Consider the following 14,931-nt stretch of genomic DNA (forward strand, 5'->3'; position numbering starts at 1 on the left):
GACTAGCTTTATTTTTTGTATTTTTCTATTATTATTTGAAAAGTGATGTTTTTGTTAAAGTGCTAGACTCGTATTGTTATAATAAGCAAGAGGAGGCGATTCATTGCTTATATTGTTTGTTGTTTGTCCTGTGTTATTTAGCTTTCTTTATCAATTATGTTTTGTTGAAACATTTAACTTAAAGTATTTGGCAACAAGATCCAAGTGTGATTTCTGTAATAAGCAATTGAGCTACAGAGATATCATACCAATATTCAGTTATATTAGACTCTTAGGAAAAACCTCATGTTGTAATCAACCGCTTAGTAGACTTTATATTTTAGGTGAGGTATTGTCATTGGTATCAGCCTTATATTTGATATTTAATCCAAACGCAAAATCGTTATCCACTTTCATATGCATATATTTATTTCTCCTTGTTTTTGCTCTCTATGATATACAAACTTTATCTATCCCGTTACACATATTTTTTGTATTTGCTTTCAGTAGTGCAGTTATTATTGATGGTAACCTCTATTATTTTGTTATTACCACACTCCTACTACATATATTTTATTTTTTATTCAAAAATGCTATTGGATATGGTGATATATTAATTTGTTCGCTTTTATCATATTTAATACCATATTCCATTTTTATCAATGTACTCTTTCTAACATGCTTAATAGGCAGTATATTTTCTACGATATTAGTGTTGAAAACAAAAAATCGAAAAATTAAAATACCATTTATACCATTTATATATATAGCTTTTTGTATAGAGACAGTATTATCACATTTTAGGATTTTCGGAGGAAGTTTATGATATCAATGCTTCATTCACTCATCCATTTAGATTAAAAAAGTCCATATGTGGGTAAAATACATATGTAATGATTTAAAATCAATTTAAGGTTGATTTGTAACATAATTTGTTAAATATTGAAAGGAAGTTATAAATTGAGTTTAAATGAAAAATTTCTATTAAATGATGGTACAATATTACCTCATATAGCATTAGGCACAGTTAATATTCAAGGTGGCAAGGGTGTTAAAGCATTAGAAAATGCATTGAATCTTGGTTATAGAGTTATTGATACTTCCACAAACTATAATAATGAAGGAATGGTAGGCGAAGCCATTCGTCGTTCTAGTATTCCAAGAGAAGAAATTTATGTAAGTGCTAAACTACCTGGTGCAGCTCATGAATATGATAAAGCAATTAACCTTATACAAGAATCACTATATAGAACGGGCTTAGATTATTTTGATAAATATTTAGTTCATTGGCCTAATCCTAAACAAGGTAAATATGTAGAAGCTTGGCAAGCATTAGTAGACGCTCAAAAATATGGATTAATAAAATCGATTGGTGTATCCAATTTCATGCCTGATCATTTAGATGACATCATAGAGGCAACAGGTTTTACGCCTGCAACAAATCAAATAGAAATTCATCCATACTTTAATAATAGTGAATTAATCAAAGAAAACGATAAACGTGGTGTTTTATCGGAGGCATGGAGTCCGCTTGGTCGTGAGATTAATGATGTGTTAACTAATAATACAATTAAAGAAATAGCAGAAAAATATAATCGTTCTACAGCACAAGTCATTATTAATTGGGTGAATCAGAAACATGTTTTCCCTGTAGTTAAAGCTTCACAATATACTCATCAACGAGATAACTTTAATTATCTTGATTTTAAACTATCAGATGAAGATATAGCTAAAATAGATGCATTAGATAAAGGAGAAAATGGTCGTGTTGAAGGACAGAATCCTTATGAGTATGAAGAATTTGTATAATATAACAAGGGATAAATTCACATTTTAGTTTAAAACACTTTAAAGTATATTTTTAAATTTCGTGTTTTGCTAATTTCTAAAAGCGGGCAATGGGATCGATTAACAACTGTCGATTTTATTCTCGCTTTTTAATTTATTTTAGTAATTAAAGTGTAAAAATGCTATCAGTATAGCATTTGCTATTTTAAAATGTAAAAATATGATAATATCAAGAAAGGGAGGGGAACTCATAAAATGGCAGAAAAGAAATTCCCAAAAGATGCAATGCGCGTTTTAAAAGAGACAAGCCGTACGTTTTATATTCCAATTACTTTTTTAGAAAAAGAACTAAAACATTCTGTAGCTTGTGCATATTTAGTTATGCGTGCAATTGATGAAATTGAAGATCATGAGGAAATTAACAATGATTTAAAGCATAGTTTGTTAATGCAAATTAGCGAATTATTAAATACGCCTTTTGATTCTGAAAAATATTTAAAAATAATAGATCCAGTAAAAGATAAATTACCTGAAGTTTCAATGAGATTAGGAGATTGGTTGGCAGCTTGCCCTGAACATACTCGGGCAATCGTTAGAGAATCTTCTAGTGAAATGGCATATGGTATGGCAAAATGGGCAAAAGCTAACTGGAGAATTAAATCTCGTGAAGATTTAGATGATTATACATATTATGTAGCAGGACTTGTAGGTGTAATGCTATCTAAACTATGGGATGTCTGTGCAAATGTTAAAACAGATAGAGATTTAGCAATAGGTTATGGAAGAGGACTTCAGGCTGTAAACATTCTGCGAAATGAAGAAGAAGATCTTGAGGAACGTGATGTGAGTTTCGTTCCTGACGACTGGACGCGTGAGGATTTATTTGCATATGCTGAAGAAAATTTAGCAAAAGCGGATGAATATATGAAAGCAATCAATAAAAGGACGATTTTATTGTTCTGTCGTTTACCATTAGCTTTCGCACATAAAACGTTAAAAGCAATGAAAAATGGGCGTGAAAAAATGACACGAGAAGAAGTTGAAAAAACAGTAGAAGAAGTAAAAAAAGAAGAATAGTTCAATTAAAAGCATAGCTATTTTAATTTGTAAAAATTTACATTTTGAAATTTACTATGCTTTTTTAGCCTTGTAATAAAATATAGTTTATTTCATTTTTGAATTTTGACGAACTCTAATATAACTCGAGTACATCATACTTCCTTTAATTATTTTCGGCTTGGGTATCTGTATTTTTATAGACGCTATTAAAAAATATAAGCATGATAATCACAATATTGATAACCATAATTTTTAATGATAAAACTATTTATAATTTGTTATGGTTTGTTATATTCATAAAATATAATAAAAAAGGAAGGGATTTTATTTGAAATTTTTTATGACATTATCACCAGCAATTATTTATCCTGTATTGTTAGCGGTGCAATATTTTATATCTAAAACAGGGAATAAGCTATTGGGCGCCATTTTACCAACTTTATTTGTGGTTACACTTATTTATATGTTAAAGATGTATTACCATTGAATATATGGGGAACTGTAATTTTAGGGATTATAGGTCTTTTATTTTTATTTGCACAGTGGGACAGTGCACAAAAAAGTAAAGAAACATCTTGATATAATTTATAAAACAAGCAAATTTTTATTCTGAGTTAAAACTTTTTGGCTAAAAATAAGCAATTATTAAATTAATGAGAAAATAGTCAACATGACACATCATTCGTAGTAGAATAAATACACCTCGCTTTTGAATGCTTCTTTAAAATTTGTTATTCCAATGACATTACAAAATTATTAATTTTAATATAGAAATACATCTAGATTATTCATAGGAGTTGTTGTTTATTGAGAATAAATGAACTTGCAGATCATCAAAAACCAAGAGAACGTATGTTGTGTCATGGTGCCAGGTATTTATCACATGCTGAATTATTAGCTATTCTCATTAATACAGGAAGAAAAGGCAGTTCAAGTTTAGATATAGCTAATGAATTATTAAAATCAGTAGATAGTTTAAAAGAATTAAAAACGTTATCTATTAATGATTTAAACAAAGTAAAAGGTGTGGGACTGTATAAAGCACTTATATTGAAAGCAGCTTTTGAATTGGGTGAACGTATACATTCCGGAAGTGTTGATGATAAAATTCAAATTACTAGCCCTAAAGATGTGGCAGATTTTATGATGGGTAAGATGGAACATTTGACGCAAGAAAAATTTATTGTGCTGTTCTTAAATTCTAAAAATATCATTATAAAAAAGAAAACAATATTTGTAGGTACGCTAAATTCTTCAATTGTTCATCCAAGAGAAATATTTAGTGAAGCGATTAAATGTGCGAGTAATGCGATTATCGTTTTACATAATCACCCTTCCGGTGATACAACACCTTCAAATGAAGATATTAAAACCACTGCAAGACTTAGAGATTGCGGTCAACTATTAGGTATTGATTTATTAGATCATGTCATTATAGGCGACCATGAATATTTAAGCATGGTAGAAGCGGGTTACTTTGATTAAATAACAGTGATTTAAATATAATATTACTAACGATGTTTGGTTAAATTGTCATCGTATACTTAACGAGCATATTATATTTGAGGCATCAAATTAGGAGGTTAAAGGATGGAAAGTATGCTTTTAGTAGCGCTGTTATTACCTGTGATTTATTTAATGCAAATGATTAAAATGAAAACTAATATGAGAATGAAACATATTTACAATACTTTATTGATTTCAACGATAGGTGTTACTATTTCCTCAACAGTACTAAGTTTTTTAAAGGATTATAATCATTCGCTTTTTAATGTGGTTTTTGGCGCGATTGTCCTTGGGGTTATTTGGGCGCTGTTATTGTGTGGTTGTTATTATTGTTATCAAGTACTTGCGAAAAAATAATCATTTGAATTATTAAAAAGCGCTTAATGGACGTCAATGTCTATAAGCGCTAAAATTTTAATTTATAAAATTAAAAAATTGATTATAATTTTCCATTAACCAAAGAATACCTTGGTATCCTAGATAAATACATAATACAATTATGCCAACATAGATTAAAAATCTCAAAATAGATAAACCTACTCTAAATAATAAGATAACTAAGAGTGCAAGCAGGATTATAGATAAAATACTCATCGTCATTCACTCCTTTTAATATAGTTTAATATTAATGCATGAAACATACATCGGTCTATAGTTAAGATATAAATACACCTATAGTCTGATGATAAACTTTATTAAACATACTATAATTTTGATGAATAAAATAGGAGGATGGTTCATGCGTTTCATTTTTAGTATTATAAAGAATATTATAGCTATTATTGCAATTATAGTAATTGTATTTTTCGCACTCAAATATGCGCCCTTTTTGAAAGACCAAGATTGGAACCCAATTCATAATGATGAATCATCCTTAAATAATAGCGCAAATAAAGGTCATCTTACAGGTGGACAAAGATATTCAGTAGAAGATAACGATATTTTGAATAATGTTCCACTTAGTCAAACAAAAAATATGTTTAATTGGATTGATAAACGGGAGTTTATGTCAGTAACTGGTATCGAAAGAATGGGATATAATGACACTTATTTAGCTGGTCAACGTGGAGATGAATTTATTATTTATAAATTTGGTTCTGAATCTATGAGAGTTTATAAAACTGAAATAGAGATGAATCAAGACCTTAATCAATTGGGCGAACATATAGAATTGAAGCCAGCTTCAAATTATGAGTAATGGGTTTGAATTCTTTTAATAAATAAGTTAGCCTTATATAAGTAATATGAAAAGGTTGGTGTTTATAATGAGTGAAAAATCTAATGAAAAAAAAGCAGACGAACAAGCAAAAGCACAAAATTTATTTGCGCGTTGGCGTAAAGAAGAAACGCTTTATAAAGAAGATGAAAAAGAATCTAGTAAGTCTAATGACTCTAAAACATCATCAGATGAAGAGCAGAAATAGTATTCGTTTAATACGAGTACAGTAAGTTAATTAAATGTGTATGTAAGCTGTAGTTTATGTAGCTTCTAGGTAATTTTTTAGTTTAAAAAATTAATATGATAAATAACCGGGACGAGTTTTAAATCAATATGGATATGATTGATTTTAACTCGTCCTTTTTTTATGAGATTGGATATTTATCAAAATGAGTAAACTGTTGTCCTAAAAAGGAATTTTCAATGACTATTTCAAAAATTAAATGGAGCGTTTAAATTAATACTAAATAATACACTATTCTCTAAATTTATTGCTATAATACAAGTTATCACAATGTTTTAATATAAAATATAGTAAACTTATCTTCATATTAAAATTCTCAAATGAATTTTGTTTCATATTCTTTATGTTCGTGCTTTATTTCGTTTAAGTAGTAATATAAAATGATAGGAAGAAGATAAAATAGTTGGTTAATAGAGGTGTTTAGGTTGTCAAAGTTTTTTAGAAACAACAAATTGATTGTTATATTATGTGCAATCATTGTTTTTATCGCCTTGATTGGTGTGTCATTGCGATCCCAATCCCAATCACATGTTGAACAGTATGTTGGGGATACAGTAGCTTTTGGCCAAAAGGCTGTGAGTTATCCAGTCCATTTTATTACTGGATCTATCAATAGTATTTTTACCAGTGGTGATTCAAAAAAACAATCAAGTGAATTGAAACAGTTAGAGGCGGAAAATCAAAGGTTAAAGTCAGAGAATAAAAAGTACAAAAAAGAATTAGATATTGAAGATATATCTAAATTCGATCCAATTTCAAGCACAGTTCTTTCTAGAAACCCTGATCAGTGGATGAATACATTAGTCATTAATCAAGGGTCAAAAGATGGAATCAAAAATAATATGGCAGTAATGACTTCTGATGGTTTAGTTGGTCGAATCTCTAAAGTGAATCAGTTTTCTTCACAAGTAGATTTAATATCAACAAACACAAGGGCAAATCGCTTATCTGTCAATATCCAACATGATGATAAAAACGTGTTTGGCCTCATAGACCATTATGATGCAAAAAAGGAAGAGCTAGTAATATCTGATATTAACAATAAAGACAGTGTTAAAAAAGGAGATAAGGTAGTTACAAGTGGATTAGCTGATCAGCTTCCAACTGGGTTATACATAGGTGAAGTAGCAAAGGTTGAAAATGATGAGTATGGTTTAGCTAAAGAAGTAAGAGTGAAAACTGGTACTGATTTAGCTGATTTAAGTCATGTTTATGTTGCTAAAAGAGACCCTAATACAGTACCTGATACTGAAAGTGGTGATAATTAATGCGAGCTTTATACTACTTTCTAATAGGTATCATCCTTTTTTATATTGATACCGCAATTGCACTTGTCATACCTATGCAAATTTCTGGTAAAGAGATCATTTTTGTACCTCATTTAACAATTATGTACATCTTAATCATTAGTGTCTATAGAGGTTTTGGTGTAGCTCTGATTTTATCTACAGTATTAGGATTAATTACCGATTTATATTATGGTAGCTTTTACGGATTATATTTATTTGGCTATATTTTATTAGTCGTTATCATGGATTTTTTCTTCAAAGTATTTTATCGAGATCATTCGATGTTATTTACTATCGTATTGTTAGGTACACTCGTGTTAGAAATTTATGTAGCAGTTATATATAGTGTTTTAGGATTAGTTCAATTTAATCTGTTTGAGTTTGTGATTTTTAGAATGATACCGACATTAATTCTAAATTTAATTTTATTAATTGTTTTGTATCCGCTAATAACTAAATTTCTCAAAAAAATCCAATTGAAGATTGACAGTGAAAGATCATAATGCTAAAATGCAGTAGTTGAGTAGTTTCTAGCTACATACAACCGCTCGGATTCAGGTTTAAGTACAAAGATGTCACCTGAGTTTGGCGTGACTTAAATTATAGGAGGTGCAAAGTATGTTTGCTATTATTGAAACAGGTGGAAAACAAGTAAAAGTTGAAGAAGGACAAGAAATTTTCGTTGAAAAATTAGACGTAAATGAAGGTGATTCTTTCACTTTTGATAAAGTACTATTTGTAGGTGGAGATTCAGTTAAAGTTGGTGCACCAACAGTTGAAGGTGCAACAGTTACTGCTACTGTAAACAAACAAGGTCGCGGTAAAAAAATTACTGTTTTCACTTATAGACGTCGTAAAGACTCTAAACGTAAAAAAGGTCACCGTCAACCATACACTAAATTAACAATCGACAAAATCAACGCGTAATTATGATTAATGTAGATGTTACATTAAATGATTCGGGTCAAGTAACAGACGTTATCATGGATGGTCATGCCGATCATGGTGACTACGGTTACGATATTGTATGTGCAGGAGCATCTGCAGTTATTTTCGGAAGTGTTAATGCTATAATGGGATTAACATCTGAGAAACCCGACATTGACTATAGTGATGACGGTGGATACTTCCATGTTAGAAGTGTCGATACGAATAACGAAAAAGCGCAATTAATTCTTCAAGCAATGTTAGTCTCTTTGCAGACCATTGAAGAAGAATACAAAGAAAATATTAGATTAAATTATAAGTGAGGTGCAACCAAATGTTAAAATTAAACTTACAGTTCTTCGCATCTAAAAAAGGGGTAAGTTCTACAAAAAACGGACGTGACTCTGAATCAAAACGTTTAGGTGCTAAACGTGCGGATGGTCAATTCGTTACTAGCGGTTCTATTTTATTCCGTCAACGTGGTACTAAAATTTATCCTGGTGAAAATGTTGGTCGTGGTGGCGACGATACATTATTCGCTAAAATCGACGGCGTTGTAAAATTTGAACGTAAAGGTCGAGACAAAAAACAAGTATCTGTATACGCAGCTGCTGAGTAATTTTTGTTCATGTTAACACCAGAAGTGATGACTTCTGGTGTTTATTTTTTGTCTTTATTTTCTAGTTATATAGAAAATGCTATAATATACAAGATATGTAAATTAAGTTTTATAAAAAAGAGGTGAAATTATGTTTGTTGATCAAGTTAAAATATCACTCAAAGCTGGTGATGGCGGTAATGGCATAACTGCATATAGAAGAGAGAAATATGTACCATTTGGCGGTCCAGCAGGTGGTGATGGTGGTAACGGAGCTTCAATTGTGTTCGAAGTAGATGAAGGTCTAAGAACGTTATTAGATTTCAGATACCAAACACATTTTAAGGCTAAAAGAGGTGAAGGTGGTCAAAGCAGTAATATGCACGGTAAAAATGCTGAGCATTTAGTATTAAAAGTACCACCAGGTACAATTATTAAAAGTGTAGAAACTGAAGAAGTTCTAGCTGATTTAGTAGAGAATGGACAGCGTGCTACAGTTGCAAGAGGTGGTCGTGGAGGACGTGGGAATTCCCGCTTTGCTTCTCCACGAAACCCTGCACCAGATTTTAGTGAAAACGGTGAACCAGGTGAAGAAATTGAGGTTACTTTGGAACTGAAACTACTTGCAGATGTTGGTTTAGTCGGTTTCCCTAGTGTTGGAAAATCTACATTATTATCAACAGTTTCTAAAGCAAAACCAAAGATTGGAGCTTATCACTTCACAACAATTAAACCTAATCTAGGCGTTGTTTCTACCAAAGATCATCGTAGTTTTGTGATGGCAGATTTACCTGGACTTATACAAGGTGCTTCTGAAGGTGTCGGACTGGGTCACCAATTTTTAAGACACGTTGAGAGAACCAAAGTAATCGTGCATATGATTGATATGAGTGGTTCAGAAGGTCGTGATCCTTACGAAGATTATCAAGTTATTAATGAAGAATTAAAAGCTTATGAACATAGATTAGAAGACCGACCACAAATTGTGGTTGCTAATAAAATGGATATCCCTGATGCAGAAGATAATTTAACCATTTTTAAAGAACAATTAAATGATAAAAGTGTACGCATTATTCCCTTGTCTACAGTAATGCATGATAATATTGATGAATTATTATATGCTATTGCTGATACATTAGAAGAGGTCAAAGATGTAGATTTTAATAAGGAAGAAGAAGATTTAGGTGTTAATAGAGTAGTCTATAAACATACGCCTAGTCAGGATGCATTTACGATTACTAGAGACGATGATGCTGCTTACGTAGTGAGTGGTAAAGCTATAGAAAGAATGTTCAAAATGACTGACTTTAATAGTGATCCAGCAGTTAGACGTTTTGCGCGTCAAATGCGTTCAATGGGTATTGATGATGCATTACGTGAACGTGGTTGTAAAAATGGAGATATTGTAAGAATACTTGGTGGAGAATTTGAATTTGTTGAATAGGAGTGCTTGATATGGGCAAAAATGAAAATAAAAAGTTTTATTTAATTCGTGAAGATGTGTTACCTGAATCAGTGGTTAAAACTTTACAAATCAAAGAAGTTTTGAAAAACGACCCATCATTGTCCATATTTGAAGCAGTGAAACAATTCGATTTATCCCGAAGTGCATTTTACAAATATCGTGATACGATATTTCCAGTTGACGAAAAATTAGAAGAAACAAGAGAGTTTACATTGATTTTGTATGTGAATGACATCATAGGTATGTTAGCTGAGGTTTTAAATACACTTTCTAAATTAGATTTGTCAGTGTTGACGATTCATCAAAGTATACCGATGGACGGTAGAGCTACCATTACATTATCATTAGATGGCAAAGGCACAGATTTAGAAATAGATGAAGTCATAAATGCATTAAAAAAGATTGAACATATTTCTAATGTGGAACTCATTAGTATGACGATATAAGGAAGTGTGACTGTGTACGCATATATTAAAGGAACTTTAACCGTTTTAAATCCCACGCATGTAGTTTTGGAGGCTTCAGGCGTAGGTTATGAGATTCAAACTCCAAACTCATATCGATTTCAAAAATATAAAGACCAAGAGATTTTGATTCATACTTCGTTGATTGTAAGAGAAGATGCACAGCTGCTTTATGGTTTTATAAATCAAGAGGAAAAAGATATGTTTTTAAGCTTAATTAAAGTGACAGGCATCGGTCCAAAATCAGCTTTAGCAATTTTAGCTAGTAGTTCACCAAACGAAGTAAAAATTGCAATTGAAAATGAAAATGATGCTTATTTAACAAAATTTCCTGGCATAGGTAAAAAAACAGCGCGTCAAATTGTTTTAGACCTCAAAGGTAAAGTACAAGTAACAGAGGAAGATAGCAGTCAATTGTTTAATGTGGACCAAAATAATCCGCAAAATACTGCAATTGTAAAAGAAGCGTTACTAGCTTTAGAAGCACTGGGTTATTCTAAGAGAGAGTTGAATAAAGTTGAAAAAACTTTAGATAAGGAATCTTTTGAATCAATAGATGATGCAGTGAAGCGTGGTTTACAGTTGCTTATATCTTAAGTTTGCTGAAATTTTATGAAGGGGGAAATATAAATGGATGATAGAATGGTAGATCAGTCTATGCATGAAGATGAATCATCATTTGAATTATCTTTAAGACCTGAAAGATTACGCCAATATATAGGACAATCAACGATTAAATCAAATTTAGAAGTTTTTATAAAAGCAGCTAAAATTAGGAAAGAACCGTTAGATCATGTACTTTTATTTGGCCCCCCTGGATTAGGTAAAACGACTTTATCCAACATCATTGCTAATGAAATGGAAGTCAATATTAGAACCATTTCTGGACCGTCTATTGAACGACCGGGTGACTTGGCTGCTATTTTGTCTAGTTTACAACCTGGTGATGTATTATTTATCGATGAAATTCACAGATTGAGTAGTGTTGTAGAAGAAGTTTTATATCCAGCAATGGAAGATTTCTTTCTTGATATTGTGATAGGTAAGGGAGAAGAAGCGCGAAGTATACGTATTGACTTGCCTCCTTTTACATTAATAGGTGCTACAACCAGAGCCGGGAGTTTAACCGCGCCTTTACGTGATAGATTTGGTGTTCATCTGAGATTAGAATATTATAAAGAACATGAATTGAAAGAAATTATAATCCGTACCGCAGAAGTTTTAGGTACAACTATAGATGATGAAAGTGCCATTGAACTTGCGAAAAGAAGCAGAGGTACGCCGAGAGTGGCAAATAGGCTGTTAAAACGAGTTAGAGATTTTCAACAAGTTAAAGAAGATGAATCGATAAGTATTGAAACTACAAAGCAATCTCTAGCATTATTACAAGTGGATGATGAAGGGTTAGATTATATCGATCATAAGATGATGAACTGTATCTTAGAACAATATAAGGGTGGCCCTGTAGGTTTAGATACAATCGCTGTTTCAATTGGTGAAGAACGTGTCACAATTGAAGATGTTTATGAGCCATTTTTAATACAAAAAGGTTTTATTGAACGTACACCAAGAGGGCGTAAAGCGACAGCGTATGCTTTTGAACATTTTAGTAAGAATGGAAAGAAGGAATAGTTTTGGATATTGAAGCATTTGATTATCATTTGCCAGAATCATTAATCGCTCAAACGCCTCTGAAAAATAGAGATGAGAGTAGATTGCTTGTGCTTGGTAGAAAAACTGGAAATATCGCACATAAACACTTTAAAAATATTATTGATTATATTGAATCAGGAGATACATTAGTACTTAACGACACCAGAGTGATGCCTGCACGTTTATTTGGTTTAAAAGAAGAGACAGGTGCAAAAGTAGAAATGTTGATGCTAACACAACTTGAAGATAATGATTGGGAAGTCTTATTGAAGCCAGCAAAAAGAATTAAAGTAGGCGACAAATTATCTTTTGGTGAAGGCAAAATAGTTGCTGAATGTCTTGAAACTTTAGATCAGGGCGGAAGAATCATGCGTTTAAATTATGAAGGTATACTACAAGAACGTTTGGATGAATTGGGTGAAATGCCACTGCCTCCGTATATTAAAGAACGCTTAGATGATCCAGATCGTTATCAAACTGTTTATGCAAAAGCATCAGGATCAGCTGCAGCTCCTACAGCAGGACTTCATTTTACTGATGAACTACTTGAACAATTAAAAGCTAAAGGTGTTAATATTGCATTTATTACTTTACATGTCGGGTTAGGTACATTTAGACCTGTGAGTGTTGAAAATATAGATGACCATGAAATGCACAGTGAATATTATCAAATGAATCAAGAAACAGCAGATTTGCTAAATGCTACAAAAACAAATGGGCACCGTATCTTTTCAGTAGGGACAACTTCTACTAGAACATTAGAAACCATTATGCAAACACGTAACAATTTTGTAGCAGAGAGTGGATGGACCGATATTTTTATCTATCCTGGTTTTGATTTTAAAGCAATAGATGGTTTAATAACAAACTTTCACTTGCCGAAGTCAACACTAGTTATGTTAGTTTCGGCATTTAGTTCAAGAGATTATATTTTGAACGCTTATCAACAGGCTGTCAAATCTGAATATAGATTTTTTAGTTTCGGCGATGCAATGTTAATTTTTTAGGAATGAAACGAAAGGAGTTTTTGTATGCCAGCTGTAACATATGAACATATAAAAACATGTAAACAATCTGGAGCAAGATTAGGAATCGTGCATACACCACATGGATCGTTTGAAACACCAATGTTTATGCCTGTTGGTACTAAAGCCACAGTTAAAACGATGAGTCCTGAAGAATTGCATCAGATGGAAGCAAAAATAATATTAGGAAATACATATCATTTGTGGTTGCAACCAGGAAATGATATTATCAAAAAGAGTGGGGGATTACATCAGTTCATGAACTGGAATGGTCCAATACTGACAGATTCAGGTGGTTTTCAAGTATTTAGTTTAAGTAATTTAAGAAAAATTACTGAAGAAGGTGTTGAATTCCGTCATCATACTAATGGTTCTAAATTATTCTTGAGTCCTGAAAAATCAATGCAGATTCAAAATGATCTTGGCTCAGATATTATGATGGCATTTGATGAATGTCCACCTATGCCAGCTGAATATCAATATGTAAAAGAATCAATCGAAAGAACAAGTAGATGGGCAGCTAGATGTTTACAAGCGCATCAAAGACCTGAGGATCAAGCTTTATTTGGTATCATCCAAGGCGGAGAATATAAAGATTTACGTCAACAAAGCGCTGAAGAATTAGTAGCGTTGGATTTTCCCGGTTATGCTATCGGAGGTTTATCTGTTGGGGAACCCAAGCCAGTAATGTATGATATGGTTTCGCATACACAACAATTTATGCCTAAAGATAAACCACGTTATTTAATGGGTGTGGGTTCACCAGACGCATTAATAGAATGTAGCATTAGAGGTATGGATATGTTTGATTGTGTATTACCTACACGTATTGCACGTAATGGTACATGTATGACTTCACATGGCCGTGTTACTATAAAAAATGCTAAATATGCTGAAGATTTAGGTCCACTTGATGATAATTGTGACTGCTATACTTGTAAAAATTATAGTAGAGCATACATAAGACATTTAATAAAAGCAGAAGAAACTTTTGGTATCCGTCTTACTACTTATCATAATTTACATTTCTTGCTGAAATTAATGGAAAACATCAGACAAGCTATTCGCGATGATCGTTTACTTGATTTTAAAGAAGAATTCTTTGAACAGTATGGACTAAATGTAGAAAACCCAAAAAACTTTTAAAAGGGAGAAATAACTATATGCAATTTACTTCATTGATATTACCGATATTATTATTAGTATTAATGTGGTTCTTCTTAATTAGACCACAACAAAAAAAGGCTAAAGAGCATCGTGAAATGATTAGCCAAATTTCATCAGGTCAACATGTTACTACTATAGGTGGAATTAAAGGTACTGTACGTAGCGTTGACGAAACTACAGTTGTATTAACTTTAAATGGCAATGGTACAGAAATCACTTTAGAAAAACCAGCTATTAAACAAGTTGATCCTTCATAAATGATCTTATGATTACGAACTGATATATACTATCAGTTCGTTTTTTGTTTAACAAAACCTAAAGATATTGGACTTTAAAGACATAGTTGGTGTTATAATGAAAGATAGACAAAATCAAATTTTTAAATAGCTTAAGTAATCATTACATTTGGTAACACTTACATTTAAAAAGAAGTTACAAATAAGTTAAGTTTGTTTTTACACTACATGTAATGTGTTAAAATATGTAAGGTTATTTAGAAAATTTAATCGTTTAGTATATGAGAACGAAGGCGATTGAATTATGAATTT

General features: G+C 31.7%; 21 protein-coding genes and 1 other annotated feature. Of the genes, 20 read left to right on the forward strand and 1 reads right to left on the reverse strand.

What is annotated here, in order from left to right:
* Positions 1-130 precede the first annotated feature (130 nt).
* The 6 genes from FYJ81_RS13300 to FYJ81_RS01025 all read left to right on the forward strand — a co-directional run bounded on the left by FYJ81_RS13300 (position 131) and on the right by FYJ81_RS01025 (position 4,689).
* A complete protein-coding gene (locus FYJ81_RS13300) occupies positions 131-805 on the forward strand; it encodes a prepilin peptidase (protein WP_369076543.1) in 675 nt (224 codons plus the stop codon).
* 134 nt (positions 806-939) lie between these two features.
* Positions 940-1,788, forward strand: a complete 849-nt coding sequence (locus FYJ81_RS01005; protein WP_154409224.1) for an aldo/keto reductase — start codon at positions 940-942, stop codon at positions 1,786-1,788.
* Positions 1,789-2,022: 234 nt separating this feature from the next.
* Entirely contained in the window at positions 2,023-2,844 is an 822-nt protein-coding gene (locus FYJ81_RS01010; RefSeq protein ID WP_107385340.1) for a squalene/phytoene synthase family protein, read from the forward strand.
* A gap of 310 nt (positions 2,845-3,154) precedes the next feature.
* Positions 3,155-3,313, forward strand: coding sequence for a hypothetical protein (locus tag FYJ81_RS13065; protein WP_226956194.1), 159 nt, complete (start codon positions 3,155-3,157; stop codon positions 3,311-3,313).
* A gap of 320 nt (positions 3,314-3,633) precedes the next feature.
* Positions 3,634-4,311 carry a RadC family protein gene (gene radC / locus FYJ81_RS01020; RefSeq protein ID WP_107384772.1) on the forward strand — a complete coding sequence of 226 codons (678 nt, stop codon included), beginning with the start codon at positions 3,634-3,636 and terminating at the stop codon, positions 4,309-4,311.
* A gap of 105 nt (positions 4,312-4,416) precedes the next feature.
* A complete protein-coding gene (locus FYJ81_RS01025) occupies positions 4,417-4,689 on the forward strand; it encodes a hypothetical protein (protein ID WP_107384773.1) in 273 nt (90 codons plus the stop codon).
* Between the two features lie 57 nt (positions 4,690-4,746).
* Here the strand turns inward: FYJ81_RS01025 and FYJ81_RS01030 are convergent, their stop codons facing one another.
* A complete protein-coding gene (locus FYJ81_RS01030; protein ID WP_107384774.1) occupies positions 4,747-4,926 on the reverse strand; it encodes a hypothetical protein in 180 nt (59 codons plus the stop codon).
* Positions 4,927-5,071: 145 nt separating this feature from the next.
* On the opposite strand from FYJ81_RS01030, the gene FYJ81_RS01035 reads away from it, so the two are divergent.
* From FYJ81_RS01035 to yajC, 14 genes are all read left to right on the forward strand, one after another.
* Positions 5,072-5,530, forward strand: a complete 459-nt coding sequence (locus FYJ81_RS01035) for a DUF4930 family protein (protein WP_107384775.1) — start codon at positions 5,072-5,074, stop codon at positions 5,528-5,530.
* Positions 5,531-5,597: 67 nt separating this feature from the next.
* Positions 5,598-5,756: a hypothetical protein gene (locus FYJ81_RS12975; protein ID WP_019468502.1), complete on the forward strand. Its 159-nt coding sequence runs from the start codon at positions 5,598-5,600 to the stop codon at positions 5,754-5,756.
* A 464-nt stretch (positions 5,757-6,220) separates the two neighbouring features.
* Entirely contained in the window at positions 6,221-7,063 is an 843-nt protein-coding gene (mreC, locus tag FYJ81_RS01040; RefSeq protein ID WP_107384776.1) for a rod shape-determining protein MreC, read from the forward strand.
* Positions 7,063-7,587, forward strand: a complete 525-nt coding sequence (gene mreD, locus FYJ81_RS01045; RefSeq protein WP_107384777.1) for a rod shape-determining protein MreD — start codon at positions 7,063-7,065, stop codon at positions 7,585-7,587. Before mreC ends, mreD begins: the two co-directional genes overlap by 1 nt.
* Before the next feature lie 29 nt (positions 7,588-7,616).
* Positions 7,617-7,690, forward strand: a sequence feature (ribosomal protein L21 leader region).
* A gap of 12 nt (positions 7,691-7,702) precedes the next feature.
* Positions 7,703-8,011 (forward strand): 50S ribosomal protein L21, encoded by a 309-nt coding sequence (gene rplU, locus FYJ81_RS01050; RefSeq protein WP_019468505.1) that lies wholly within the window; start codon positions 7,703-7,705, stop codon positions 8,009-8,011.
* Between the two features lie 2 nt (positions 8,012-8,013).
* Positions 8,014-8,334, forward strand: coding sequence for a ribosomal-processing cysteine protease Prp (locus FYJ81_RS01055; protein ID WP_107384778.1), 321 nt, complete (start codon positions 8,014-8,016; stop codon positions 8,332-8,334).
* Between the two features lie 11 nt (positions 8,335-8,345).
* A complete protein-coding gene (rpmA, locus tag FYJ81_RS01060; RefSeq protein WP_154409225.1) occupies positions 8,346-8,630 on the forward strand; it encodes a 50S ribosomal protein L27 in 285 nt (94 codons plus the stop codon).
* 130 nt (positions 8,631-8,760) lie between these two features.
* Entirely contained in the window at positions 8,761-10,053 is a 1,293-nt protein-coding gene (gene obgE / locus FYJ81_RS01065; protein WP_154409226.1) for a GTPase ObgE, read from the forward strand.
* An 11-nt stretch (positions 10,054-10,064) separates the two neighbouring features.
* Positions 10,065-10,520, forward strand: a complete 456-nt coding sequence (locus FYJ81_RS01070) for an ACT domain-containing protein (RefSeq protein ID WP_107384780.1) — start codon at positions 10,065-10,067, stop codon at positions 10,518-10,520.
* A 12-nt stretch (positions 10,521-10,532) separates the two neighbouring features.
* Positions 10,533-11,135 carry a Holliday junction branch migration protein RuvA gene (ruvA, locus tag FYJ81_RS01075; protein ID WP_107384781.1) on the forward strand — a complete coding sequence of 201 codons (603 nt, stop codon included), beginning with the start codon at positions 10,533-10,535 and terminating at the stop codon, positions 11,133-11,135.
* Between the two features lie 33 nt (positions 11,136-11,168).
* Positions 11,169-12,170: a Holliday junction branch migration DNA helicase RuvB gene (gene ruvB / locus FYJ81_RS01080; protein ID WP_107384782.1), complete on the forward strand. Its 1,002-nt coding sequence runs from the start codon at positions 11,169-11,171 to the stop codon at positions 12,168-12,170.
* Between the two features lie 2 nt (positions 12,171-12,172).
* Positions 12,173-13,198 carry a tRNA preQ1(34) S-adenosylmethionine ribosyltransferase-isomerase QueA gene (gene queA, locus FYJ81_RS01085; RefSeq protein ID WP_107384783.1) on the forward strand — a complete coding sequence of 342 codons (1,026 nt, stop codon included), beginning with the start codon at positions 12,173-12,175 and terminating at the stop codon, positions 13,196-13,198.
* 24 nt (positions 13,199-13,222) lie between these two features.
* Positions 13,223-14,362, forward strand: coding sequence for a tRNA guanosine(34) transglycosylase Tgt (tgt, locus tag FYJ81_RS01090; RefSeq protein WP_107384784.1), 1,140 nt, complete (start codon positions 13,223-13,225; stop codon positions 14,360-14,362).
* A gap of 17 nt (positions 14,363-14,379) precedes the next feature.
* Positions 14,380-14,640: a preprotein translocase subunit YajC gene (gene yajC / locus FYJ81_RS01095; protein ID WP_019468514.1), complete on the forward strand. Its 261-nt coding sequence runs from the start codon at positions 14,380-14,382 to the stop codon at positions 14,638-14,640.
* Positions 14,641-14,931 lie beyond the last annotated feature (291 nt).

The sequence above is a fragment of the Staphylococcus sp. McC-251-APC-3A2 genome, from assembly GCF_009695665.1.
In the GTDB taxonomy this organism is placed as follows: Bacteria; Bacillota; Bacilli; order Staphylococcales; family Staphylococcaceae; genus Staphylococcus; species Staphylococcus cohnii.

What these genes read in the sequence shown, in the direction of transcription:
- FYJ81_RS01030 (WP_107384774.1), bottom strand. Translation starts at nt 4,926, where the DNA reads ATGAGTATTTTATCTATAATCCTGCTTGCACTCTTAGTTATCTTATTA.
- FYJ81_RS01010 (WP_107385340.1), top strand. Translation starts at nt 2,023, where the DNA reads ATGGCAGAAAAGAAATTCCCAAAAGATGCAATGCGCGTTTTAAAAGAG.
- rpmA (WP_154409225.1), top strand. Translation starts at nt 8,346, where the DNA reads ATGTTAAAATTAAACTTACAGTTCTTCGCATCTAAAAAAGGGGTAAGT.
- FYJ81_RS01070 (WP_107384780.1), top strand. Translation starts at nt 10,065, where the DNA reads ATGGGCAAAAATGAAAATAAAAAGTTTTATTTAATTCGTGAAGATGTG.
- FYJ81_RS01035 (WP_107384775.1), top strand. Translation starts at nt 5,072, where the DNA reads ATGCGTTTCATTTTTAGTATTATAAAGAATATTATAGCTATTATTGCA.
- FYJ81_RS01025 (WP_107384773.1), top strand. Translation starts at nt 4,417, where the DNA reads ATGGAAAGTATGCTTTTAGTAGCGCTGTTATTACCTGTGATTTATTTA.
- tgt (WP_107384784.1), top strand. Translation starts at nt 13,223, where the DNA reads ATGCCAGCTGTAACATATGAACATATAAAAACATGTAAACAATCTGGA.
- rplU (WP_019468505.1), top strand. Translation starts at nt 7,703, where the DNA reads ATGTTTGCTATTATTGAAACAGGTGGAAAACAAGTAAAAGTTGAAGAA.
- obgE (WP_154409226.1), top strand. Translation starts at nt 8,761, where the DNA reads ATGTTTGTTGATCAAGTTAAAATATCACTCAAAGCTGGTGATGGCGGT.
- ruvB (WP_107384782.1), top strand. Translation starts at nt 11,169, where the DNA reads ATGGATGATAGAATGGTAGATCAGTCTATGCATGAAGATGAATCATCA.
- yajC (WP_019468514.1), top strand. Translation starts at nt 14,380, where the DNA reads ATGCAATTTACTTCATTGATATTACCGATATTATTATTAGTATTAATG.
- FYJ81_RS12975 (WP_019468502.1), top strand. Translation starts at nt 5,598, where the DNA reads ATGAGTGAAAAATCTAATGAAAAAAAAGCAGACGAACAAGCAAAAGCA.
- mreD (WP_107384777.1), top strand. Translation starts at nt 7,063, where the DNA reads ATGCGAGCTTTATACTACTTTCTAATAGGTATCATCCTTTTTTATATT.
- FYJ81_RS01055 (WP_107384778.1), top strand. Translation starts at nt 8,014, where the DNA reads ATGATTAATGTAGATGTTACATTAAATGATTCGGGTCAAGTAACAGAC.